The organism is Sphingomonas sp. Marseille-Q8236 (genome assembly GCF_965112005.1).
Genome location: NZ_CBCOPO010000001.1, coordinates 201400 through 225394, shown reverse-complemented (window position 1 = coordinate 225394; position 23995 = coordinate 201400). Strand labels below are relative to the sequence as shown.

The following is a 23995-nucleotide window of genomic DNA, read 5'->3' as shown; positions in this document are numbered from 1 at the left end:
GGCCCCGCCACCCCCCGCCGACCCATTCAGGGCGGCGATAGAATGCATGGATAGGATAGCTCTCTCATGGCGATGAGCGTTGGCGGGGACTCCGCCGAGAAACCGATGTCGGAGATCAACACGACGCCCCTCGTGGACGTCATGCTGGTGCTCCTCATCATCTTCCTGATCGCGGTTCCGGTCGTGATTCAGACCGTTCCGCTGAAGCTGCCGAACGTCCGCTTCGATCCGACCACGACGAAGCCGGAAAACGTGTCGCTTTCGGTGACCAGCGAGAATGGCCAGTGCAAGGTGTACTGGAACCTGACGCCGGTGACCTCGGACGAGCTGCGGACCCGTGCGGTCGAAAAGCTGAAGGCCGAAGTCGAGCGTCTGGGGCCGAACATCACCCCGGACTCGCTGCCCGAGGCGCACATCCGCGGCGACGTGAACACGCCGTACCGGTGCATCGGCGGCACCATCTACACGATGCAGCAGGCCGGTTTCGCCCGTGTCGGCTTCATCTCCGAGCCGCCCCCCGGCGGCAACGCCCGCGCCTGATCGGCCGGGCGGACAGAATAGGAGTTAGCACGCCATGGCAATGAGCGCCGGATCCGATGATGGCGAGCCCATGATGGACATGAACACGACGCCGTTGATCGACGTCATGCTCGTGCTCCTCATCATGTTCATCATCACCATTCCGATCCAGACTCACGCGGTGAAGGTCGACCTGCCGGTCAACTCTCCGAGAAACCAGCCGCAGGTGAACAGCGAGAAGAACAAGGTCGGTATTGACGCCGCCGGCACGGTCACCTGGAACGGTGCGCCGGTCGACGAAGTCACTCTGCGCCAGTATCTGGACCAGTCGGCCGCTATGAACCCCGAGCCGGAACTGCACTTCCAGCCTGCCCCCGACGCGAAGTACGACAAGGTCGATCAGACCCTGGCCGTCATCAAGCGCTCGGCGGTGAGCAAGCTCGGCTTCATCGGCAACGAGCAGTATCGCAACGACTTCTGATCCCTCGCGATCACTGTCGGACGACAGGAAAAGGGCGGTCTCTCCGGAGGCCGCCCTTTTTCGTTTGGGGTTTGGCATTTCGACGGTTGGCGTTGCGGCAGGGCCCCAGGCCGGCGCCAGCGTTCCGGCTGACCGGCGGTGCGTAGGCGAAGGACGATCGTGCCACAGCGGTCTCGGATCAGGCTGGATCGGCGGCACGGAAGCGATGTCGATTTCGCGCAAGGCTGGAGGACGGGGCGAAGCTGAGACGCCGGACCGACGGGCAACGCGGCGCCGGATCGAAAGTGTTCGCGGCGCAGCGGTCGCGAGGGTGAATCGCGGTGGTTCGACGTGATCGGAAACCGCTCCCAATCGCTTCCTGTCGAAGCTTGAGTCCCGTTACCGTAGCGACTTCGGTTCGGGGCATCGCGCGAGAGGGCACATAGCCGAAGCACCGTGAGCGGCGAGCAATATCGCTCCGGATGAAAAGCATGCCATCACGCAAGCGGGCCCCAGTGGCGGCGCGACGGTGACGTGACCCGGCGGGTGATGTCCTAACGCTGTTCGGCTCGAGTACAGCCGAAGGGCACGGCAAAGTCTCGCTCCAGGGCGATCCGCCCCCACAATCCGCAGAGGCCAAGCCGGCCAAAGTTCAACGCCCATGGAACAGTCTTGCCAGTGAGGCAGATGGCCGAGCCTTCAAATCAGCCTAACCGAGCGGGCATTCCAACCGTTTGGGATGGCAAGGATCCGGCAGATCGCGTTCCTTCCCATGCGAGCATGGCGACGCTCTAAGCGGCCTCCGTCCAGCTCCTCTGAAACCGGCAATCGGGTCGCACTGTGCCGTCGGATCCCAATCCCGCAGACATCCGATTTCCGTTCCGGCCCCGTACACAGGAACCGCATCTTTCGCCTCTTGCGGGCGTTTCACAAAAATGACAACGTAACGTCATAAAAGTGCAACATAGGAGATCGGAGATGCGCGGAGTCGTTTCGGTTTTGCTTGTGGCGGCGGCGGGCATGGCGGCCCCGGCCATGGCCCAGGATTCCTGGCCGCAGCGCACGGGGTTTCATGAGATCGCGGCGGGCAACTTCGCGGCCGCCGAGCGCACGCTGGTTCAGGAGCGGCGCGCCAGTCCCGATAGTCCGGAACTGATGCTCAACCTTGCCGCCGTCTATGCCAAGACCGGCCGCACCGACGAAGCGCGCGCGCTTTATGCCTCCGTGCTGGAGAAGAAGGCGATTGCGATGGACATGCCATCGGGCGCGATCCTGTCGTCGCATACGGTAGCGCGCACCGGCCTGCGCCATTTGCCACAGACCATCGCCGCCCGGTGATCGCAGGAGCAAGTCCGGGCGGAACGCCGCATCGGACTTGCCGATGAATGATCCGGCATGGGTGGCACTTGTGACGTGCCCGGCGACTGATGCGCACGACTCCGGTCCAGGCGGCGCAAGGTGGAGCCTGTGCCGTGCCAAGGCCGGATCTTGCACCGCGCGGCCCGCGAAACGGGCGTCCGCGCCTTACCGTGGGCACAACCTTGGAATGACATCGAAGCCCGCCCGCTCGATAGTGTAGACGCTACCCGAAGCGGTGGTCGCTCCCGGCGCGGCGTCATCGTAGTGGTAGAACACCCAGCACCTCGCTGCGGCTCCATAGACCATGAAAGCTCGTGAACCCGAGCGCCCGGAGTTGGTTGTTCACGTGCTCAGCCGACGTTCGGCTTCGCCGGGCGATCTCGGCGGCTGACACGTATTCGACTGCCAGCGCCTCCACGTCCACCCTTGGTGACTTCAGCGCTCTCGTGCCCATCTTTTGAGACAGGATGCCCGCGACCCGGAGCCGACGCACGTCCCGTGGGATGATGTTGAGCAATTCAGCGGCGTCGGTCGTTGACATGTCGGGTGCGGCCATCTGCACTTGCGGAGGCTTCGCACCGATGAAAGCGTCTAGGCTTCCGCGCGCGACATGCAGATGCTCGATGCTGATGCCGTCAACCAGCCAGAACGCGATGTGCTTGGCAAAGAGCGCCTCGTAGATGTCCGACCAAGGCTTTCCAGTTCCACCGATCCGCCGACTTTCATGGCCGATGGGCAGCGAATCCGTGGGACGCGCCTGCTGCGACTTGGAGCGAATCAAGCGCTTGAGGAAGGCGTCAAAGCTCGAGGCGATCGCCATGGGCCGGCGCAGCATGACGGCCAGAAGCGGATCGTCACATCGATTGAGCAGGCACGCCTCGAAGAATTGCTCGATCGCATAGAGCGGCAGCTGGAGCTGGTCCATGATCGAGGAGATCGAGATCGAGTCCCTCCACTGGGAGGCCGCGGCGTGGATCTCCGGCGCCGAGTAGAGATACGTCGTTAGATCGCCGGCTTTCTTCCCGGGTCGGTTGGGGACGAGGCCGAGGTCGCGGATTTTTCCGGCATATTCTCGGAAGCCGGGCAGCATGCGATCGACCTCGCGGCCGGTATAGGTAACCTCCATGCTCAACGGACCGGGCTTCGAGGGCGGCCTGAGTTCGGGAAACACCTCGGCGAGCAGGCCCGTCTGATCGCCGAAACCCGAGTCGCCCCAGGCGATCCTCCTGATACGCTGCCTCAGATCGCGGCGGCATGCGACCTCATCGGACGCGTGTGCGACGCGATCGAGCGCCCATGACGATATGCCGTGAGGCCAGGAACGTAGGATGGCGATGCCGTAGGCGGCGGTCTCCGCCAGACGCTCGGCCGCCATCCTGCCCGCCCGGGTCTGCCATGAGCGCTTCTCGGAACCGTCGTCGCAGTCGAGGCCGCAGCGCATGGCGAGCCGAGCGATTTCGCCGGCCGCAAGCCGATGCAGAGGTGGCGGCATCACCGCCACGGCCTCGGTTCGCGTGGCGGGCCGCAGGGAGATCAGATCGGCGAACAGCCTATAGTCCACGATGAGATCCTCCGCGAGTCGCTGCTCGGCGCTCGGCGGGATGATCTTCAGGCACGCCTCGCACCGATCGATTCCGTAGGTGGCGTTCCAGCCAAGCGAGGCATCGCAGTTCGGGCAGGTGTCCACAAGCCGCTCGAGCGACACCGGGCAGAACGGCAGGACGTTCATGAGCCAGGCCTGTCGGTGATGCGGCGAAGCGAGGAGCGAGAGGGGCGAGATCCGCCTACGCTGCAGTTCGAGGTGTGCCCGCGGCAGTACGAGGCCATCAAAGTCGATAAAGTGCTGGAGTCGGCGGTCGCCCGGTTCGAGGAGGCGCCGTCCAGCCTGCGCGGTTAGGCGATCCGCATCGCAGCGGATCACCTGGGCGAGCCGCGTCAGTTGAGACGGATCACCCAGTTGCGTCAGACCGAGCCGCCTGCCGGCGGCGGCTTCCTTGAGGACATGTCCGGTCCTCACGAGGTGGTGGGTCGCGACGCCGCGAGCGATCGCGCCCGGCACGCTCTCATCGGGCTGGACGTCCAGATCGAAGCGTAGGCGGCGGATTTTCTGGGGCATATTCTCAACCGTCACGGCGCAGCAATCGAGAAGGGATCCGTCACCAGCCAGCCCGCACCGATGGCGAACTCGCGCGTCGCCCTGCTGAGATCGTACGGCTCGACGCACGCCGCGCCCCTCCGCACGGCGGCCGGTGCAGCGACGCTGAGCAGGCGAGCGACCCGCCCCACATGGCCGCTGGAAACCTCGAGCAATGCGTCCAGCGTCTTGTTGGAGGTGAGCATGGAGGACGAGGGGAAGATCCTGTTCTTCATCAGCCCCTCGTCGAGCGCGCCGCAGAACTTCTTGAACAGCTTGGCGTCGGCGACGCTGCCTTTCGGGTTAAGAGGGGCGAGTTCGAGTGGATTGCCCAGGCGGGCCGCCAGTTTGCCGTTGGCGCGAAAGAAGGGAACGGAATCCTCGTCGCCGACGAGGACGAGGGGCACGATGCCGCGATCCAGGAAGACCTTGAGCCGATCGGTCACCTCGTTCGCGTCGTTGGCCTTCCGACGCAAATGCTGAACCTCGTCGGCGATGAGGAGTTCGACGTCCAGTTTGCGAACGAAGTCGGCGATACGGTTCTCCAGAACCTTCGCGCTGACGTCGGCGTCCCAGAAATCGTCGTCCAGCTTGCGGAGGACCTCCTGGTAGAAGCCCTTGAGGTTTAGGCGGCGGTCAAGTTCCACGATGACCACCTGGTAGGGGTTCGGCGGTAGACCCAGTGCCACCCTCAATGCCGCGAGCTCAGCCTTCAGCTGTGCCATGGTCTTGCTCTTGCCGGCCTGCGAGAACTGGCTAAGCCGCCGGCCCGAAAGGGGGTTGCCCAGCCTGCCGATGGTCTGATCACGGTAGTCGATCAGATCGTCGATGATGGCACGCTGGGGGTCATGCTCGACCCAGCCGTCCTCGAGCAGACGCGTAGCCGCCAGGGCACGCGCCTTGATCTCGTGGGTACGTGGCAGGGTTGTGCGTGAACCGGTGATCGGTTTCGGCTGCACTCCAAGCGGATCCTTCTTCGTGGCCATGTCACTCCTCCTCTTCGTCGTTGCGGTCGTCGTCCCAGATGCTTGTGGGCCTCCCCTCGGCGTCCCCGTCCTCGATCCCCGCGCCCCGGTCGGCGACGGGATACTCACCGTCCTGCGTCCGCTGATCGTCTTCCTGTGCCTCATGGTCGTCATCGCGGCTGCCGCGGTGCGTGTCGCGCGCTTGGGGTGGCGCTTTGGGTTCGTCCTTGCGTTCGGCACCGCTCGGCTCCGCGGGCAGGACTTGCGCCAGAAGCGCATCATAGGCTGGCGACCGTCCGAGCTTTCCAGCCGCGCGGCGCATCTGTTCGTGCTGGAGGAGGGCGGCGCCGGCCGCCCGGGCACGGAAGGCGCGCTGGGGCAGGGTGTCTTCGATCTCCTTGAGCAGCTCGTTCCGCTTCCGAAGCTTGTCCACGGGCTTGGTGCCCCCGCCCTTGCCGGCGCGGAGCATGCGGTGGAACTCCCGGTGCTCGAACCGGGTGAGCCCCGCGCTGTAGTCGGGGTCGGTCGAGTAAAGCCGATGATACTTGCGGTTCTCGGGGTCGTAGAGCTCAATGTGGTCGACATCTGAATCCCACACGCGGGCCGTCAGCGTGCAGCGCCCGGTATCGCGCAGGCGGTCCTCGAACGGCATGCGGCGGACGTTCGCGTCGAGCAGCTCTTCGACGCCGCGCTCGTTGAAGCGGTAGCGCAAATTGTCGAACTCGACGCCGTTGGTCGTTAGGACGACTTCTACCGTTCGCGACAGGTGCCTTTCGATCTCCTCGGTCGGCATCCCACGAGCCTTGCGCTGCGCCAGTCCTTCGAGGAGGACGTCCATGGGCGAACGGTTGCCCAGCCACTTCTTCGGACGCTCGTTCCACGCGAGCCTTGCCGCCTGGATGATGTGCGCGAACTGTGCCATGGTGACATCTGGACTTTCGAGCGGATTGTAACGGGGATCCCGGGATGGTCCGGGGCCGATGATGCGGCCTGAGAGGCGGCTCACCGCTCCATGCAGGAACCTGTGGAAGCGTTCGTGCTTCGCCTTGGCGTCGCTGTGATACGCTTTGGGCATCTCGAGGTAGGAGATGATGTTGACCAGCCCGGGCACCATTGAGGGCGGTAGCAGCGCTTTCTCATTGTCTGGGTGAAGCTGGCTCGGGACGCCGTGGCAATCGAGGCGTCGCGGATCCTTCGCGATCTGCTCGGCGGTGAGGCGCGGCCCGGTCATCAGACCGAGAAGCGCACGCTCGGTCGCTTCCGGGCGAAAGGGCCCGGCGAAGACCGGTCCGTCGAACACGAACGAACTCTTCCAATCCATGGCGAAGACTCCCTTCATCCTCGCCGCCGGGAGTTTCCAGTCGTGGGCGAAGGTGCAAACGTGCTTGAAGACCACGCCATCGAGCGTCACCCGCTCCATGACGTGCTCGGCACCGACCGGCTCGCCATTCGCGCCGTAGTAGCGCTCGGCCGCATGCTCGCCGTTGCGAGCGGCGTAGCTGATCCGGTTCTGCAGGGAGTTGATGCGTTCCCGCACGCATTCGAGGGTCGGAGGTGCGATCCCGATATTGGTTGCGCCCGCCGCCTTCAATTCGTCCCAGATGCCCACGATGCGAGCGGCGGTGTCGGTTTTGAACGGATCGCCCTCCTCGCTCCAGTAGAGCGCGGCCATGTTCTGCACGATCAGATCCATACGCTCGGTGAGCTGCGACTGGCCCTTCTCGCGGCCGGCCGTCGAGACTAGGTTGCCCACGCGCAGATGCGGATCCTCGAGCAGGGTGGCGACCCAGCGCAGCAATGCGCGCCACTTCGGTCGGTCGCCGGAAGCCGGGGCGGGCTCAGTCTTGAGGAACGCATTCGCCCCCGCCTCGCTGCGTGCGATGCCAGCGTTGATGGCCGCCATCGCCCATTCGTGCTTCCAGAGCGACTTCCCGTCGCGGGCGGCGCACGCATAGCGGTCGAGGCCGAGGAACCGGCCCCTCGCGCCGCCGATGATCGCGTGGGGATCGTCGGCATCGGTGAGCCGGCCTTCGCGGCTTTCGGCTAGCAGCCAGTCGATGTCGGGCCGGACTCGCATGCCCCCGGAGCCCAGCGGAACCGTCACCGGCTCACCGGCTTCGTCGACGATGTCCAGCGCCCACCCGTCGACGCGCAGCAGCTTAAGTAGCTGCCCGTCGTGCAGGAGCCTCATGCCCTTTGGTAGACCGAAGCTCATTCCTCCATTGCCTCTTCGATGCCGGACGGCGCGTTGTCGCGGGTCGCGTGATGCGCGAGGAATGCGCGCAGGTTGTGCGCCGTCCGCTCGGGCGGCAGGTCGACGAGGATGTCGGGCATCTGTGGGAGCGTCGGGTCGATCCGCACAAGGCGGCGGACGCTCATCGCGTTGAGCTTCGCGGACGCGTCCCTGACATCGCCCCCGATCGCCTCCCAGACCTTGCCGAGAGGCGCCGTGCCGCCTTCGCGCAGGACCGCCTCCCGCGCGGCGGCGACGTCGACGATGCGGTCGAACGGGGTGTTGCGGTCGTCGAAGACGTCCTTGAGCGTGCGGTGCAGCATCGTGCCTACTAGTTCCGACGCGTCCTCGCGGCGGAGGCTGACGCCATGCCGGAGTAGAACCGCCTCCGCTTCGTCGAGGAGGTCCGCGATGTTCTCGTCTTCGAAGTATGCGCGGTCGCCCTTGTATTCCGTGAAGACGATCGAATGGTCCTCCAGCTCGAAGCCGCCGTCGAGGGTGATGTGCCGCGTCTTGCCGTGGTCGCGCCGCCACACGACGCGCAGCGGTTGGAACTCGAGGTCGATTCGTGAGGTGAGCGCCTCGGCCTCGATCCAGGCCGCGCACTCGGTGGGACCTTCGTGGTAGACTGCGCGCTGGGACTTCACGCTGAAGCCCGCGGTGGTCGAGAACCAGTGGCCGTACTTGAAGTTGATGCGCATCTGACCAGTGTCAGGCGCCGCCTCGAGTTGCGGGTCGTGCCATCGCTCGGCCACCGACCGGCGCGTCACCGGTGCCGAGCGGGTGCGCCTTCTCGGCAGGTAGCGCGGCTCGCGGCGCGGACGCATGCGCCGGCACTCCAGCGGGTGCGGGGTGCGGATGTGGGGCGGAAGGTCGTCGTCTAGGATTGATGACGGCTGGGGGATCTTGCCGATCGCGTTCACGCTTCGTCTCCGCGGGGACCGCGCTGCTCAATGAGACAGAGGGCATCGTCCATCGAGACGTCACGCGCCGGCCGGAGAGAGACGTGAGCAGTCATCTGGTGTTTGAGGAGCGCGTTGTGGATGAGATACTTGATCTCGGCCCGGGTAATCGCCGGAGGAATTTGGTCGTCCACGTCGTTCAGCGAGCCGAGCGCGGGGCGCATATCGCGCAGGAGGCGCTCCTCGCTAGCATTCTCGGTGATGGTTTCGTTGCGTCGGATGTTCCAGTTGCCGTGGGCGATCGCATCTTGGCGCGCGTTGTAGCTCTCAACGGTGCTGGAATTGTAGACGGTCTTCATGCGGCAGTTCCTTGGGAGCTGGGTGCGGGAGCTGGGACTGGGACTGTGACTGATGCTGGGGTAGTTCAGGCTTTGCGTGGTGCGGTGATGCTGACCGGACCAATCACGTCCCGGCCGTTGTCCGCGACGATCACCGCAGGATGGCCGAAGCACGACCAGTCGAGAAACAAGGTGGTTTCACGGCGCGGGAACTGGGATTGGCTACGACTTGCGAAGGCGCCGGGGGTTGCCTTGCGCTTGGCCATCGAACGGGTAATGCGGCGGTGCTGCTTCATATCGTAAGCTCCTATCTGTGGATGCGCACGGGACTGCGGTTGCCAAGCATGTCTGTCAGGTCGATCTCGACGCGACGACGGACGACCGTGCCCTGCAGGATGGCCGCGCCGCAGGCGGGGCAGTCGCGGTCGATGGCGTTGGCGGTGGACTTCGGACCGTTCAGGTCGAGTCCGGCGAGCACCTGCTGCGATAGTGGGATGCGGACCTGACTCGGCTTGAGCCTGTGGGTGCCGGCGGGGCGGGCTTCTTTCTTATTGATCCTCACGCATTACCTCCGAAGGTGATGCCGAGCGAGGCGAGGGTTCGGCCGCCGCGTCCCCAACCGCGATGCAGATTGAACTGCTTCGCGCTCGGGCCGAACGGGAAGTCGATGCGATCCTCGACGATCATCTGCTCGATGTCGCGAACCTGGATCGCGCGGCGTGCCGAGCGATCGTCGCACCGCATCCTTTCGTTGCCCCGGATGATCAGCACGTCGCGCTGTGCGCCGCCGGTCGCGGGAAGCACGAGTTCGACATAGTAGAGGTCGCCGTCTGCCTCGAAGACCTCGCCGTCGATGATCCTGTGCGCGGCGGGGCTGACCCGTGTGGCTGCCGGCCAGTTTTCGATGCAGCCCGGGGCGTCGATGTCGCGTTCGAACTGCGTGGCCCGTCCGTTGGGCAGCGGGCTGCGGATGGCGGCGCGACGACGCAGATGGGCGTCGCGGCGATGGATGCGCTTGTCAGTCGCTTTGTTGAGAGCCGCCTTCACTTGGCTGCGCCGTGACGGTGGACGCGCTGCTGACGAATGCCGCGGCCGTTGCGGCGACGCCAGGTCAGCATGCGCTCCATGCGGCGGAAGTCGCGGTCGAGAAGGATGTACAGCGAGTCGTGTTCGAGAAGGCTGTGGGTGTTGGACTTGGGATCGTTGGGGGCAGGCATCGGATCGTCCTTGTCTAGTGCGGTGCCATCCATAATCGTGGGTGTCATGGTGCATTTCAAGGCATAAATGATGCAATTTCATCCATAATTTTGTCGTGCAGTCCGTATTTCCGTGGTAACCATCTTCCGCAAGGACATGGCACGAGACGGAAATGACAGAATTTGAAGTAGTTGGATCAGTTGTTCCTGATGAAGGCACGATGCCGGCCGCGTTGCCGGAAGAAGATCGTGACCGCTGGGCGGCAATGACGGCGGCGCAACGCAGGCGAGCAGCGGCCCGGCTGAATGCGATCGAGGGTTGGAACGGTGGCACGATCCCAATCGAATCGGCGTTGGCGTCGACGAAACTAAGTCGCAGCAGATTCTACCGCATGGCGGCCGAGTGGCGCTCGACGCCGTCGCTCGCGACGCTCGGTACGTTCGCGGGCGCGGGCGGCACGAAGTCGAAGTTCGACGGACCGGTCATCAACGCCCTGCAATCGGCGGTCGTTAAGGTCGTCGCCGACAATCGCGGTGAAACCGTCACCCGGTTGGTCGAACTGATGCTGGCCGAGGTCAAGGTCGAAGGTAAACTGCCGGGAATCTCCAAGCGACGTGCGATTGTCGAGGATGAGCTTAGAAGAGTGGCGTCGACCGGTGAGGGGGGGGACACTGTGATGCTCGACTGCACGGCAGTGAACCTGCCGCGCGAGGATGGGCGTCCGTTCGCGCTGTTCGCACTGCTGGACAAGGGCACGCGTGTGATCCTGGGTGCAGCGATCGCGGAGGACGCGGCAGGTGCGGATGGCTATCGGCGCGTAGCCATCGACGCGCTCGCTCGACTCGAGACGCTCGGTTCGAGCCTGCCCTGGGCGGTGCGAACGAAGGAAATCGATATCGTGCTCGGCACCGACGTTGAGGGATCGGCGCGGGTCGTCAATGAACTCCATGCCCGCGTGCACACGAACGTGCAGTCGAGCAGTGCGTCACGACGTTTCGGCAAGTATTTCCGAACGGTGGTCGGTCCGCGCATCGGCCGTGTCGAGATCACCCCGCTGCGGACCGAGGATGGGCTTGCGACGCCCGACAACGGCGACATGACGCCCTGGACCCTTGAGGAGGCCGGGGAGACGTTGCGCCTCGCGGTGGAGCAGTACAACGAACCGCTTCTCCAGGAGCTGAGTGGAAGGGCGGGGGGCAGGGTGCCGGACGACCTGGCGGCAGCGCTCAAAATTCTCGCGGCATAGATTATGACGGTCCCGTTGGACGTGATGCGCGCGCGGTTTCGCCATTTTGAATCGCGTCGGATGGAGTTGGAGCAGCGGGCGGCTTCGCGAGAGGGGATGCTGTCCCGAAGCGAATGGTGGCGCCATGAATACGCAACTAATCCCTATCTGCTGGGATGCCCTGACGATCGGCTCGCGGTGCGCTTCCACGACGTCTTCATCAACAACACCGAACTGAACCGCGAGGGTAAGATCGGATTGATTCCCGTTCTGGGCGAACACGGCTTCATGCGGAAGTTTACCCATCTGACGGAGGAATATTCGCTGCGTGGCGGGCTTCCCGATCTAGAGACGGCCAGGAAGCCGGTCGTGGACTATTTCGCCAATGGCGGGCCCATCGCCGAACGCATCTTTGCCGGTTATGTCGAGCCACCGCGTCCTTTCCTGGTGAAATACGGATCAGCCGAATTCCTGGAGCCCATGTTGCGGGAGGGATCCCTGCGCGTCTGCCCGGCAGGATATTACAGCGATGCCGGTCACAACGCGGCCATTCGCGACGACGAGATCAGCCGCACCTTCTGCATTCCGACATGGCGCGCGCGTTTGGACGGCAAGACGTTCAGCGACGTCCGTGAGCACCGGATGCAATTCAACGACGATGACATCGTGCTGCCGCTTGAATTTCCAGATTACTACTTCACCAGTCTGTGCGACCACATCTACTATCGGATGCCGACCGATTTCGGCGCCGACGCCGCGCTGGTGATCCGCGATCCGGTGAAGTTCACTCAGCGGGTGATCTCCACCTTCCTTGCGCGCTATCCCGACTGGGAGCCGATGGCGGGGCCGGTCACCTATTACGACCCCTATCTCGACTACACTAAATTCAAGGTGCCCGAGATGGCGAAGCACTTCGGCTATGCGTATCAGCGCGAGGTCCGCATCGCCTTCCGGCCGAAGCGTCGCGTCACGCATAAGCTCGAACCGATCTTCCTGAACATCGGCCCGATGGACGACTATGCGGAACTGCTGAAGGCGTGACGCCCTGCCGCTTGGCGGGTGGCCCGGATCAGTCCGTCGCGATGTCGAACGCCGGTGCGCTCGCTGGGGCGGCGGCGTTGTTGGACGCGATGGCACCCTCGATTACGGCGACGACGTCGGCCGGGGCCAGCGGCTCGTCAAAACGGGTTGCGGCTTTCCGCTTGGCTGGTCTCGCCTTGGCGCGATGGAGGATGATGCCGAGCGGACCGAGTCTGCCGCCGAGCGACCGTGCCAGTTCGGACTGTGCCGCTTGGCCATGGCCATTGACGGAGGCGATGCCGATCCGCGCCAGCACGGCGGCGGCCGCACGCCTGTCGGTTTCATTCATCACGACAGTGCGCTTTTCCGCGCCAAGGGTACGCATCGCCGCCACTTCATCGACCATGTCCGAGATCGATGGGGGCTTCATCGCATTAATTGAGAGCCGATGCGCGATGATTACGCCTTCGGGGAGCATGATGGCGGCGAGCAGGGTGGGCATGGTTTCGGCCGGCTGGCCAGAAATTGGAATCTGGAACCACATCCGTCCGATCACGATGCGTGGCGGGCCCGATGCTGGTGCCGCCGTCCGAGCCTTGCGCACGTAAGTGTAGATGGTCGGCCGCGACGGTGGGGCGACGTTCTCGTCGGCACAGCGGGCTTCGATGATCGACGCGATCGAAGAGACCGATGCGTCCGCAGCCGCCTGCGCGATGACGCCGTTGGCGATCTCGATCGCGCGCTTCGCGATGCCATAGTCGCGTTTCGGTTTGGATTTGCGACGACCGACGATGATCAGGTTGGGGTCGCGGTGGTCACGCCAGACCGCCGCGAGGCGCTGCAGCTGCCAGCGGCTGAGACCGATCTCCTCTCCGAAACTGACGGCGTCGGCGGTCGTCGGGTCGGGCAGTGCTAGATAGCGTTCGAGCACTGCTATGCGCCGCCGCGCTTCGGGCACGCGCAGTGGATCGATGCCCGAGAAGTCGGGTTCGCTCATGAGATTTTCCTCTCTAGGGTGGGATCTGCAGGCCTGCGGGACAGGCAGGGTTCGCGCACGCCTGCGGAGCGCGCGGAATCAGACGCTCGCGCCTGCGCGCGTGCGTAGGCAACAGGATTTGATTGCTCTCGAAGTGATCACGGTGTCATTCGAGACGCACAGATGCGATCATGGCCATAATAGGATGCCGCCAGGATCGATGAGGGTTGCAGCATGTCAGGGTTCGATGTCTCGATCACCCGGCGCCTAGACGGCGCCCATGTCGTCGTCCTTCTGGATGATGGCGTTCTCGAGGTTTTTCACGGGCTCGATCTCGAGATCGAGGAAGGTCGTGAAGAGGCGTTACCCGACGACGATCGCGGGGCACGGGCTTCCCGACTGCGCTATTATTGTACGATTCGTCCCCGCGCGACGCCTGAGCCTGACGTTTGGATCGGGTCCGACGCGACGGTCACGATCATCGGCACGGCTCCGAAGAATTCGACAGTCACAATGGCAGGTAGGGGAATGTATGATCGGATAGGTGACGGATCATTTCAGATCGAGTTCGAATCGCCGCCCGCGATGACGATGTTCACCACCTCGCGGTCGCCTGACTCCTAGCGATGGTCACCGGAACGCCTACCTCATATGTACTTGCGGTAGTCGGTGCTCTCGACCTGGCCATCCTTCATGTACTTCAGCACCTCACCCACCGCGCGCGCCGCCCGGATGGGGATGGGCAGGCGCTGATTCATCTGCGTCGAATTCCAGTTGATCTTGGTCAGCGAGAACACCTCGTCGGCGATCTGCGCCACCGTGCTGTCGCAGCTTCGGTGCGGGGCAAGCAGAAGGGGGCGCGGATCGTATTGCCCCGGATAGGTGCCGTAATACGGCATGCTGCCGTTGGTGTAGAGCAGGCCGTTGCCGCCCAGGTCCACGAACGTGCCCCGCAGCACGGGATAGTTGCCGTCGCGCAGCAGCTTGACCGAGTATGATTCCTGCACCCAGACCAAGTCGCGCAGTTCCGTGCCAGCCTCGTTCAGCGCCTCGGGGATACCATCGGCCTCCTCGTCCTTGAAACGCGACGTCTTCAACACGATCACGCGCGCCGGCAGCGTCTTGTGGTGCGTCTTGTATGCAGCAAGTACGTTGCCGATGATCTCCCGGGCGTCTTCACGTGTCATGTACGGGTGGCGGCCACGGCTCTCGGTGTGGGCGCGCTTCCCCTTCAGCACGAAACCGCGACCGCGCTCGTCGAACATCTGTGCCGCACTCGTGAACAGCTGCTGGCCGCCGGCTTCGCGGTAGAAGCTGATCCCCACGTAGCAGGCGGTGAATTCACCCTCGCGGGGCATTCGGCGCCACGGGATGCGACCACTGCCTTTATAGTAGAGCGTGGTCATCAGATTCCAGCTGCGACCGGCGAGGTCTTGGATCTTCCGGGCGCTGCTTTCCTTGATCTTCTGCGGAATGGCCACCTTGTCGTCTATCACGTCCTCCCACACGATCTGTATGGGAAAATTCAGGTGCATCGCGCGGGCCTTCAGCATGCCGCGGAAGTTCGGGGCATCGGATCCGCTGCTGTCTTCCTTCTCGGTCGTACCGCTCGAGTCCACCTTGGCGTTCCACACCCGTTCGAGCAGTCGAACGGGGAGCGCAATGATTGCAACGTCCGGACGGTGACCACCATCCTGCAGGGCCTGAAGTTCGGCGACGATCTCCTCGACGGCCATCTCGACCGCCTTCATGTGGTCTGGCTCCTTGGCGATCTTGTCCAGTTTGGCTTGAGAGAGGGATGCAGTGGCCCCGTCCTCGATCTCGAACCGACATCGATAGGGGCTCTGATTGCCCAGCCCGGGAAACGCCGGATGCATGTTCGGGTGCTTTTCCGATTTCCCCTCGACCCCGGAGGACACCGTGTCGATGAACCTGCGCGTATCCTCCACGGTCTTGGCGCTGCCGACGACGCCGATCTTGATGACGTCGCCGACGAACGGTTGAAGCGGGCCGGCCTCGAACAGGCCGAGCCGAGGATCGGGATGGTGGTGGTGATCCCCGAACTCCAGTTCAGGCTCGTCGAAGATGCGGGTTTCGAACGTGTTCATGCGAACAGTCCTTCCTGCTCCTCGGACGCTTCGGCCTTCTTTTTTCCGCCGCCCCAACCATCCTCCGGCACGCGGGTCTCGAGCTGGACGGCCGGTGGCATGCCGAACCTGAGCCGAGGCTCCGTCGACCTGACATCGGCGAACAGGCCCATGGGATCGCGCTCGGCATCACGGTCCGCCCGGGTGAGGAATCGATGCCACATGATCACCTGGCCCCGCAGCGCCGCACTCTTGTCCAGCCGCTTCTTGCCCGCAAGCAGGGCGGAAGGGTGCGGGTGCGGGCTGAAGCCGTTGGTGGTGAAATGATAGGTGGGTGTGATGATCAGGTACCACTGTCCCGCGAGTCGCTCGAAGCGCGGGACGAAGGCATGATGGCGCACGAACGAGACGCGACCGCTTTCCTTGTCGCCCATGGTGACGGCGACGACGTCCGCGTCCGTCTTCTTCCTGGAGGATTCGTAGGCGAAATTGCGCGACGTGTCGGCGTGCAGGGCACGGAAGTAGAGGTACTTCCCGGTCTTGCTCCAATAGAGGTCGTCTCGCGTCTGGTGCCGAAGTGCTTCGCGCAGAAGGTGGATGAATTTGTTCTGCTCATCGACGTCGTCGTGGAAGGCCAGATCCTCCGTGTCGATGGCGACGACCTGATCCAGGTCCACCAGTTCGCGACAACAGGACGTGCGTGGATCATGAAAGGACCAGAACATGCCGCCGCGAATGATCCAATCGAACCGTGCGGGCTCGTCGCCATCCAGCAGGACGGCCGCTGCTTTTCTCCCATCATACGGCGTCGTCGCTGTATAGATCTCGGTGGGTAACGTAATCGGCAGGATGTTGACGATGGCTTCCTCGCCGCCGCCGAGCGGAGGCACATAATAGCCGAACCCTGTCTTCGGCACCGTCAGACCGGCCAATCGGTTGATGGTGGTGGCATCGAGAACGTCGAGCGTCTTGTCGAACTGCAGACGGCGGTCAGCCTGGTCGACGTCGCGGGACACTTCCTTCCAGTAGAAGCTGTTATCCAACCGACGGTACAGTACGATGATCACGGGCAGGTTCGAGCCCTTCCAGTAGTCCAGGTCCTGTCGACGCAGGAGGTATGCGAAGCCTTCGGCGGTTTCCGAGGCGTAGCTTCCGTCCTCCTTCGCCTTGACCTGAACCGCGATCATCTTCGCGAGAGGTTGCCCTCTGTCCATGACCTCGGCGATGCCGTCGACACCCGCTTCCAACCGTGAACGGCCATCGAACTGGAAGCCCATGGTGAGGAACCGGCCCTTGACGGCGTTCTCGCCGATCTCGCCGAGGATCTGATTGGTGGTGATCTTCTTCGACATGAAGCAAGGTTAGAACATCTTATGAACTAACCCAATTGCATTGTGTTCGCGACGATCATTTGCGCGTGCAATTCGGTGGTTTCCAAACTGAGTTAAGTTCAAAACGGCTGAAACGGGAAAAGCAGCGGGTCCGTCGTCAGAAGGGGGGTCACGCTATGCCTCGACAGGTTTGCCGCTTTGTCGAGGAGCCGCCTCGCTGGTGCGCGTAGGAGTCGGGGTTCCGTAGCGGTCAGACGTCTATCCGGCGACCGCACGATCATGCCCCAAGATGCCATGGTCTTGAAGCAGTAGCTGGTCGCCTGGTCGATCGTGGTGCGTTTCCCATGCTGCTCGAACATGCGGCGATGGACCTCACCTGCACTGCAGCTGCCCTGCAGACGCAGCAAGCGCCCGAGATTTTCTGCGACTTGGCGGAAATAGGGATATGCCGCGATTGCGACCGCTTCGAATGCAGCAAGCTGCTCCGCGTTATCTTCTATTGCCAATCCCGCTGCGTTTTCCGCCAGCGACCGGGGTGCGGCGTCTTGCGGGAACCACATGCGATTCAAGATGCCGGCCGTCTTCCGCCGAACCTGTAAGCCCGGAATGTCTACGGCGAGACGGGCGTATAGGCCGTCTACATGCATTTCTCCGCGCACAACCGACGCGGCCAACTGCATCCATACCACATCGACGAAGCGATCAATGCCGATTTGCGGTGATGCGGTGCTCACGTGTTTTCCTTCCTTGTAATCCTTACAAACGGGACGATTACCTCCTCCAAGGATGTGCCCCCGTGCACGACGGCTCTGCGACCGTCCGGAATGAATGCCCGCCCATGCGGGGCGAACAGCGGCTTGTAGGCGTCGGGCAGACCTCCGGGTTGCATTACCCGGGTGCCATCGATCGTCGCGGAGGATTTCTGCCTGAGAGCCTCGCTGTTGTAGATGCGGACACGCTCGCCGCGCTCCTCTGCGGCACTTCCCTCCGACGGCCGACCCATGCCGACGACGTCCACGTTGCCGTGGTCCGCCGTGACGTAGATATGGTAGTCGGCATCGATCAGCGACGCCACTAGCCGATCCCATTCTCCCAATCCAAGCCAGTGCTCGATGCGGCCGACCAGTGCCTGCTTGCCGAACACCTCGCCGTGAAGGAGCTCGTCGATCGTGTCCACCACGAGCCCAATGACCTCGACGCCATTCGCAATCGGGCCGGCTATGAGCGCGTCGCATGATCCAGGCTGACCAAGCCCCTTGGTGTAGGACACTTGGTTTTCGGCAAGCCCTTCGTTCAGCCAGAAGCGGCGCCATGCGGCAGATTCTGGCGAAGTGCTCCCGATCGTCTTGGCGAAGGCGCGAGGTTGATCGCCAGTGAAGATTGCCTGGCGCGAGACGCCGGTCACCGTTGGCAGCCAAGCGAAGCATGACCGGGTGTCGACGATAACGGCCGGCTGGTTGGCGCGAAGGCGCCGTTCCAGGATGAGCCATTGGTCGAGTGCGATGCCGTCGACGACAATCAACGCCTGCCTGTGCTCACCGATTCGGCGACGATGCGCCATGTGTGGCGCGATCTGGTGCACGATGGAGGGAGCGGTCGCGTAGCTGTTAAAGCTCAGTCCATCGAAGCCACTCGCCAACCAGCCAAACAGCGCGGCGTCGATGGCAGGCGCGATCTCGCCCATCAAATCCGGCACGGTGGCGTCGGCAGCCACGCTCCGCGCGGCATCGACGATCTCTGCGTGACGTTCGGCGAACCGCAGCCAGTCGCTGTAAGCGGCTCCTTCCTTCGGAATGTCCTGCCGCAGCAGATCAATGCGTTGCGTGGCCAGGGCGCGAGCCGCATCATCATCCCGAACCATCCCGACGAGCATCCAGCGAGGCATAGATGGCGGGACCTGTTCGACCTTCGCGGGGGCGATAGTGCCGTCCAACACCATGCTGTCGAGATTCACGCGGATGCCAGGAAGTGAGAAGGGGATGATGTCGCCAGGCGGCTCCTCGTCCCGTGCCGACGCCCTTGCGAAGATGTCCCAATCCCGTTGCACGCGGTCGATGAATGTCGCCCGGTCGGAAAGGATCGATGTCGCCACTTCGACCGACATGTCGTCGGGCAGACAGGCCCGGTCGGCCACATGACAGGCTATGAGATGCGGAAGAGGCGAACCGCGAAAGAAGAGTTCGAATGCCTGCTCCCAGAAATTGGCGGGGCGGCGGAGCAGGTCCGGGACGACGCGGTAGAGGTTGGCAGCCAGAAAGTCCTTCGTCGCGACCGTGCCCATCATCGTCATGGTCGGCTTGGATGATGTGATCTGCCACAGATCATCATAGCGTTCGGATCCTACTGCGCGCACCGCAGGGGCGTCCAGCGCGCCGAACAGCTCCGGGATAGACAGCGCATGTATGCGTGCGTCTTTCAGAACGTCCCAGGGCACGGTGGCGCCTGCGTCGCCACGTACATGGACGATGTATGCATGGCATTCAGCCGAAGCGCGTATCTCGGTCTCGTATCGATACCGGAAGGCAAGGGGGTCACGATAGGTGACCAGCTCGAATCCCCTCTGCACAAGTATCCGATAGACCGTGGGGGCGAGCAGGATCTCGTCGGGATCGCTGACTACCCATAGGCGAGCGAATTCGCGCTGAAACGGTGCCGTGACGTGGTCGGACCATGCCGTCATGCCGTCCGTACCTCGACAATGGTGATCGGCTCGAGGTTCGGCATCATTGCCGCCGCTTCCTGCAACTCGCGGATGCGTTGCTTGTGCTCATCCTCGAGGCGGCCCAGCCGGGCACGCTTGACGTTCTCGAGCCCGATCCGACCTATTGCGCGTCGACGCGCGTCGAAGGCCGCCGCTACGCGCTGGCGTTCCTGCTCCAGCTGCTGGAGGTGTCCGTCGCGGAGCTCCAGGTAGATCGGCTCGGCCTGCGTCTCCGCGAACCGTTCCAGGTCCGCGGTCGGAGTCGTGGCGTAGTCGCCGGCTGTCGCGACTTCCCCTGTGACGATCATGTCCCACAGCCTGCGCGCCGTGGGCGCGAACGCCCGCCCGTTCTGCACGAAGAGCGGCATGTACCGCTGATCGTCAACCCGAATGGTGGTCATCCGGATGCGCCATAGCGACCAAACGCCATCCACGCCGGCCGGTAGCTGCGGCACCGCCACACGCGGGATCGGGCGGCCCGGCGGTTCCGCGGGAAGGTTGTCGATGACGCCGCGAACGGCCTCGTTGTCGAGGGTCAGCAAGGTCGCGTCGGGTGCGACGTCGAGACCGGAGACGTCGAAGCATGCCCGATCGACGGTTGAGCCGCCGGGCCAGGCGATGCGCCAAGTCTCGCCATCCCGCCGAGCGTCGCCTCCGGCGTCGACCACGCCGGCCGTCACCGCCTTCTCCACCCAGAAGTGGATGGGATGCCGGCGCCACCGCTGGGCGGCGCCCGGATCAAGTGGGGTGTCGGATCCAAGCAGCTCGCGCCGCTCGCGGTCGGCGACGATCCGCGTCCGCAGTTCCTCCAGCGCGGCGTCGGCGCGCTGCTCGACCGCATCGGGCGAGAGAATGCCATCGATGTAGAGGTCGTCGAACATCGCCTCCGCCTCGACCGAATCCATTACGTCGGCCGCCTTGTTGACCCCGAACTCCTCGGCGATCGCCTCCAGCTTAGCTTCCAGCACCTCGCGGACGCGGTGCTCGACCGTCTCACCTAGGACGAAGTTGGTGGCGCGGACCGTGTGCTTCTGCCCGATGCGGTCGACCCGTCCGATGCGCTGCTCGATGCGCATGGGGTTCCACGGCATGTCGTAGTTGAACATGACGTGCGCGAACTGGAGGTTCAGGCCTTCGCCGCCGGCGTCCGTGGAGATCAGGACCCGTGCCGTCCCGGCGAACGCCTTCTGTGCGGCGACGCGCTCCTGCACCGCCATCTGCCCGTTCAGCGTGGCCACCTCGAACCCGCGCTCGCGCAGCTGGGCAGCGAGCATCGCTTGCGTCGGGACGAACTCGGTGAAGATGAGCACCTTCAGGTCGGGGTCGTCCTCCTCCTGCTGAATGCGGTAGACGTGCTCCAGCAGCGCCTCGACCTTGGCGTCGGTCCCTCCGAGCGCCTGCTCCGCCAGACGCAGCAGCGTCGCGACTTCCGCCTTCTCCGACCGCCAGCCGGGCCAGTCCACCAGCTCCTCGAGCTGCGACTGCCCGTCCATGTCCGCCATCTCGGCGACGTCGATGTCAGGCGCGAGCGACAGCTGCGCGGGCGTATCCTCCAGCGCCTGGAGACGGCGGCCGAGGGTCGCGGCGATCGCGGCGGTGGACGACGTCACCAGCCGCTGCATGAGAACCATGAGGAAGCCGATGTGTCGCTGCTTGCTCTTCAGCGCCTGGTTGTAGCCGTGCCGCACATAGTCGGTGACGGCCTCGTAGAGCTGCCGCTGGGCGTCGTGCCTCGGCGCCCAGTCGACGGTGACGAGCCGTGTCTGCCTGGGCTTGAAGAGCGGATTGCCCTCGTTGTCGATGGCCAGCCGCTTCTCGGTCCTGACGACGTACGGCGCCACCCGATCGCGGTCGATGCAGTCCTCGCCGGGGAACGCCTCACGGTCGAGGAGCTGCATCAGGCGCAGGAACTGGTCCGACTTGCCCGAGTGCGGTGTCGCGGACAGCAGGAGCAGGTTGGGCGTTGCGTCGGCGAGCGCGGCGCCCAGCTTGTAGCGGGCCACCTGGTCGGTGCTGCCGCCGAGCCGGTGCGCCTCGTCGATCACCACCAGGTCCCAACCGGCCGTGATCAGGTCCTCGAAGCGCCGCTGGTTGTAGGCGGTGATCCGCTCCCACGACCATCCGCGCCGCCGGGAGAGCGGCTTCACGCTGTCGAGGGGGCAGATCACCTGGTCGGCGGCGCGCCAGACGTTGTCGTCGTCCGACCAGCGGGACACCGCGTCGAAGTCGCCCGGGTCGGCGATGCGGAATGTCTCGCCGAAGTGGAGCTGCATCTCCGCCTGCCACTGCGGGGTGAGCCCCTTCGGCGCGACCACGAGGATGCGCTTCGCGAGGCCGCGTAGCTTGAGCTCGCGGATGACGAGTCCCGCCTCGATCGTCTTGCCGAGCCCGACCTCGTCCGCGAACAGATGACGGACGCGCCCCTTCTCAATGGCACGCTCGAGCGCGAAGAGCTGGTGCGGCAGCGGGGTGACGCTGGAGTGCACGGGCGCGAGCAGGACCTCGGTCGCGAGCGCCTCCTGCACGCGCGCCGCGGCCGCCCGGTGCACGATGGTGTCCAGCGTGGGCGCATGCGCGCCGATCGGCTCGGCCGTCGCCTCCTCGATCTGGGCCACCGTGCCGGACGCCGGTGACCACACCCGGAGCGACTGTACGCCCCAGCGGTCCAGCCGCTCGATCACCTGTACAGCGCCAAGGAGACCGTGCCACAGCCAGTCGCCGCGCTGGGCGACCGCCGCGCCCGACGCGGCGACGGCGCTCACCGCTCGGCCTCGAGTCGCGTCTCGGCCATGCTGTGCAGCATCATGAGGCGCTCGTCCTCCTGCCACACCTCGTCCGGCACCTTGGCCGACACGTCGATGATGGTGCGGTAGTCCTTGGCTGCCCACGCCGCCTTGAACCCGACCCGCATGACCTCCAGCCGGATCTCCTTCAGCTTCTTGCCCTTGTGGGCCTTGTAGATGTCGAACTCGCGCAGCAGTGCCTTCTCGCGGCGTGCCTCGACGTCCTGCTGCTTGTTGGGATCGGGAACGAACCAGCGGTTGCGCGCCTTCTCGACGAGCTGGGGATCGTCCTTGTCGAGGTTGCGCAGCTCCTTCCAGTTCGACGAGAGGTAGGCGTGGATCTGCGACGGCACGGGGCCGTTGCCGTCGAACTTCAAGAAGTTTTCGTCGAGGAGCCGGAGCAGCTCGGGCTTTGTCTCGTGCTTGCGCCAACCAGCGCCCGTCTTCTGGGTGAAGTCGGGGTGCACCTCCTGATAGGTCGATGGCTTCGCCTTGAGGAAGTCGGTGAGCCAGTCGATCGCGGTGCGCTCGTCGTCGACGAACAGGTCGCGCTGCGGCGGATCGCCAGCCTGCATCCGTGCCTTGTCATACTCGTCGATCTGGTTGGGCAGGAAGAACATGCCGTCGCGCTCCGGGAAGCGCTCGGCGAGCCCCGCCTGGAACTCGGCGCTGGACAACGGCACGGGCGTGTTGTGGCGCACGAACCAGGCTACCATCCGGTCGAAGAGGCGTCGTGCATCGCGCTCGGCGACCATCTCGATGCCGCCGACCTTGTTGCGCTTCACCACGGCCAGGTTCTTCAAATGGGTGCGGATGAAGTCCCATGCCGTGTCGTCAGTCAGCCCACGGGCTTCGAACCGGTCCTCCAACCCGCCGTTTGGCTTGTAGCACGACACGACGAGGTCCTGCTTCACGGCGTTCGCGGACGTGACCTGACGGTAACTTCCCATGGTCTTATCAAGCGCCGTGACCTCAGCGACCACGAAACCGGCCTGTTGAAGTGCCACTTGTATAGCATTCCATACAGATGCGCGACTATTGGAAAAAACGACCGTCATCCATCGACCAGGCTTCAGTATCCGGAAATACTCTGCGAAGCAGGCCTGCATCGCATTTTCATACCAAGGTAGATCCTTCTTCTTACCTGAGTCTACGATTGCCTCTGCCGCAGCCGCCGTGATAACGCCGTGCCAAGCCTCCACCAAAAAGTTCAAATCTGCATAGTAGATATTTTCGCCGAAGGGTGGATCAGTGAAAATGTAGTCTACCGTTGATGCTGGGACCGGCAGCTCTGCTGCAGTGCCAACAGTCACGAACGTGTTGCGAGACTTAGGAGAAAAGGACCTAAATGCACTAACAAGCCGAGAGAACTTACCCTCCAAGCTATACCACGGACTGCATTCCGCGGTTTGTGAAGCCACATAGTAGACGCCGTTGAGATATTGACCGAACTGCGAAAACGCCGTCGGCCTGTATCGATTCAAGACCGAGAATGACCAGATCGTCTGCTCAACGGCGAACAGTAGCATTTTCCGGACCCGCTCGTTCGGCTCCGCCGCTGACAAGCGCCAAAGCGCGGCGAGTGCTTGCCGCGCTCGAGGCAAGTAGAAATGGTGAACGTGGGTGAAGCCCTTAGGTGCAATCCGCGAGCCATGAGACATTTGTTCGATCGGGAACCGCTGCGTCGGCACACCTTCCGGAAGCGGAAGCGCTTCAATCTTGGTGAGCAACGCATGATCAGCAGCCGTTGTCAATCGGCGTCCAA

The 23995-nt window shown here is 63.9% G+C and carries 22 protein-coding genes; 6 read left to right on the top strand and 16 right to left on the bottom strand.

What is annotated here, in order from left to right; translation table 11 throughout:
• Positions 1-66: 66 nt before the first annotated feature.
• The 3 genes from ACWPWT_RS01100 (at position 67) to ACWPWT_RS01090 (ending at position 2317) form a co-directional block, all read left to right on the top strand.
• On the top strand, positions 67-540 hold the full coding sequence (locus tag ACWPWT_RS01100) for an ExbD/TolR family protein (RefSeq protein ID WP_261269856.1): 474 nt from the start codon (positions 67-69) through the stop codon (positions 538-540).
• Between the two features lie 34 nt (positions 541-574).
• The gene (locus ACWPWT_RS01095; RefSeq protein WP_261269855.1) at positions 575-1000 is read left to right on the top strand and encodes an ExbD/TolR family protein; all 426 of its coding nucleotides are present in this window, start codon (positions 575-577) and stop codon (positions 998-1000) included.
• 957 nt (positions 1001-1957) lie between these two features.
• Positions 1958-2317 (top strand): tetratricopeptide repeat protein, encoded by a 360-nt coding sequence (locus ACWPWT_RS01090; protein WP_454278212.1) that lies wholly within the window; start codon positions 1958-1960, stop codon positions 2315-2317.
• 277 nt (positions 2318-2594) lie between these two features.
• On the opposite strand, the gene ACWPWT_RS01085 is transcribed toward ACWPWT_RS01090, so the two are convergent.
• The 9 genes from ACWPWT_RS01085 to ACWPWT_RS01045 form a co-directional block, all read right to left on the bottom strand.
• Positions 2595-4454, bottom strand: a complete 1860-nt coding sequence (locus tag ACWPWT_RS01085) for a hypothetical protein (RefSeq protein ID WP_454278211.1) — start codon at positions 4452-4454, stop codon at positions 2595-2597.
• An 11-nt stretch (positions 4455-4465) separates the two neighbouring features.
• Positions 4466-5458 carry a TniB family NTP-binding protein gene (locus tag ACWPWT_RS01080; RefSeq protein WP_454278210.1) on the bottom strand — a complete coding sequence of 331 codons (993 nt, stop codon included), beginning with the start codon at positions 5456-5458 and terminating at the stop codon, positions 4466-4468.
• A gap of 1 nt (position 5459) precedes the next feature.
• Positions 5460-7652, bottom strand: coding sequence for a hypothetical protein (locus ACWPWT_RS01075; protein WP_454278209.1), 2193 nt, complete (start codon positions 7650-7652; stop codon positions 5460-5462).
• Positions 7649-8593: a hypothetical protein gene (locus ACWPWT_RS01070; protein ID WP_454278208.1), complete on the bottom strand. Its 945-nt coding sequence runs from the start codon at positions 8591-8593 to the stop codon at positions 7649-7651. Before ACWPWT_RS01070 ends, ACWPWT_RS01075 begins: the two co-directional genes overlap by 4 nt.
• The gene (locus ACWPWT_RS01065) at positions 8590-8931 is read right to left on the bottom strand and encodes a hypothetical protein (protein ID WP_454278207.1); all 342 of its coding nucleotides are present in this window, start codon (positions 8929-8931) and stop codon (positions 8590-8592) included. Before ACWPWT_RS01065 ends, ACWPWT_RS01070 begins: the two co-directional genes overlap by 4 nt.
• 65 nt (positions 8932-8996) lie before the next feature.
• The gene (locus ACWPWT_RS01060) at positions 8997-9206 is read right to left on the bottom strand and encodes a hypothetical protein (protein ID WP_454278206.1); all 210 of its coding nucleotides are present in this window, start codon (positions 9204-9206) and stop codon (positions 8997-8999) included.
• An 11-nt stretch (positions 9207-9217) separates the two neighbouring features.
• The gene (locus ACWPWT_RS01055) at positions 9218-9472 is read right to left on the bottom strand and encodes a hypothetical protein (RefSeq protein ID WP_454278205.1); all 255 of its coding nucleotides are present in this window, start codon (positions 9470-9472) and stop codon (positions 9218-9220) included.
• Entirely contained in the window at positions 9469-9957 is a 489-nt protein-coding gene (locus ACWPWT_RS01050) for a hypothetical protein (RefSeq protein ID WP_454278204.1), read from the bottom strand. The genes ACWPWT_RS01055 and ACWPWT_RS01050 overlap by 4 nt, the downstream gene beginning before the upstream one ends.
• The gene (locus ACWPWT_RS01045) at positions 9954-10175 is read right to left on the bottom strand and encodes a hypothetical protein (RefSeq protein ID WP_454278203.1); all 222 of its coding nucleotides are present in this window, start codon (positions 10173-10175) and stop codon (positions 9954-9956) included. The genes ACWPWT_RS01050 and ACWPWT_RS01045 overlap by 4 nt, the downstream gene beginning before the upstream one ends.
• A gap of 152 nt (positions 10176-10327) precedes the next feature.
• Between ACWPWT_RS01045 and ACWPWT_RS01040 the strand changes: the two genes are divergently transcribed.
• Together ACWPWT_RS01040 and ACWPWT_RS01035 are read left to right on the top strand one after the other, a co-directional pair.
• Positions 10328-11353, top strand: coding sequence for a hypothetical protein (locus tag ACWPWT_RS01040; RefSeq protein ID WP_454278202.1), 1026 nt, complete (start codon positions 10328-10330; stop codon positions 11351-11353).
• 15 nt (positions 11354-11368) lie between these two features.
• Positions 11369-12373, top strand: a complete 1005-nt coding sequence (locus tag ACWPWT_RS01035; RefSeq protein ID WP_454278201.1) for a hypothetical protein — start codon at positions 11369-11371, stop codon at positions 12371-12373.
• Between the two features lie 28 nt (positions 12374-12401).
• Here ACWPWT_RS01035 and ACWPWT_RS01030 read toward each other — a convergent pair whose 3' ends face one another.
• On the bottom strand, positions 12402-13349 hold the full coding sequence (locus ACWPWT_RS01030) for a hypothetical protein (protein ID WP_454278200.1): 948 nt from the start codon (positions 13347-13349) through the stop codon (positions 12402-12404).
• Positions 13350-13562: 213 nt separating this feature from the next.
• On the opposite strand from ACWPWT_RS01030, the gene ACWPWT_RS01025 reads away from it, so the two are divergent.
• Complete coding sequence (locus ACWPWT_RS01025) at positions 13563-13952, top strand: hypothetical protein (RefSeq protein WP_454278199.1); 390 nt, start codon at positions 13563-13565, stop codon at positions 13950-13952.
• 23 nt (positions 13953-13975) lie between these two features.
• Here the strand turns inward: ACWPWT_RS01025 and ACWPWT_RS01020 are convergent, their stop codons facing one another.
• From ACWPWT_RS01020 to ACWPWT_RS00995, 6 genes are all read right to left on the bottom strand, one after another.
• The gene (locus ACWPWT_RS01020) at positions 13976-15436 is read right to left on the bottom strand and encodes an argonaute/piwi family protein (RefSeq protein WP_454278198.1); all 1461 of its coding nucleotides are present in this window, start codon (positions 15434-15436) and stop codon (positions 13976-13978) included.
• Entirely contained in the window at positions 15433-16767 is a 1335-nt protein-coding gene (locus ACWPWT_RS01015) for a DUF4365 domain-containing protein (protein ID WP_454278197.1), read from the bottom strand. Before ACWPWT_RS01015 ends, ACWPWT_RS01020 begins: the two co-directional genes overlap by 4 nt.
• Before the next feature lie 98 nt (positions 16768-16865).
• Entirely contained in the window at positions 16866-17480 is a 615-nt protein-coding gene (locus tag ACWPWT_RS01010; RefSeq protein WP_454278196.1) for a hypothetical protein, read from the bottom strand.
• Positions 17477-19426 (bottom strand): BREX-3 system phosphatase PglZ, encoded by a 1950-nt coding sequence (gene pglZ / locus ACWPWT_RS01005; RefSeq protein WP_454278195.1) that lies wholly within the window; start codon positions 19424-19426, stop codon positions 17477-17479. The genes ACWPWT_RS01010 and pglZ overlap by 4 nt, the downstream gene beginning before the upstream one ends.
• Positions 19423-22209, bottom strand: a complete 2787-nt coding sequence (locus ACWPWT_RS01000) for a DEAD/DEAH box helicase (protein ID WP_454278194.1) — start codon at positions 22207-22209, stop codon at positions 19423-19425. The genes pglZ and ACWPWT_RS01000 overlap by 4 nt, the downstream gene beginning before the upstream one ends.
• Positions 22206-23984, bottom strand: a complete 1779-nt coding sequence (locus ACWPWT_RS00995) for a hypothetical protein (RefSeq protein ID WP_454278193.1) — start codon at positions 23982-23984, stop codon at positions 22206-22208. The genes ACWPWT_RS01000 and ACWPWT_RS00995 overlap by 4 nt, the downstream gene beginning before the upstream one ends.
• Between the last annotated feature and the right edge of the window lie 11 nt (positions 23985-23995).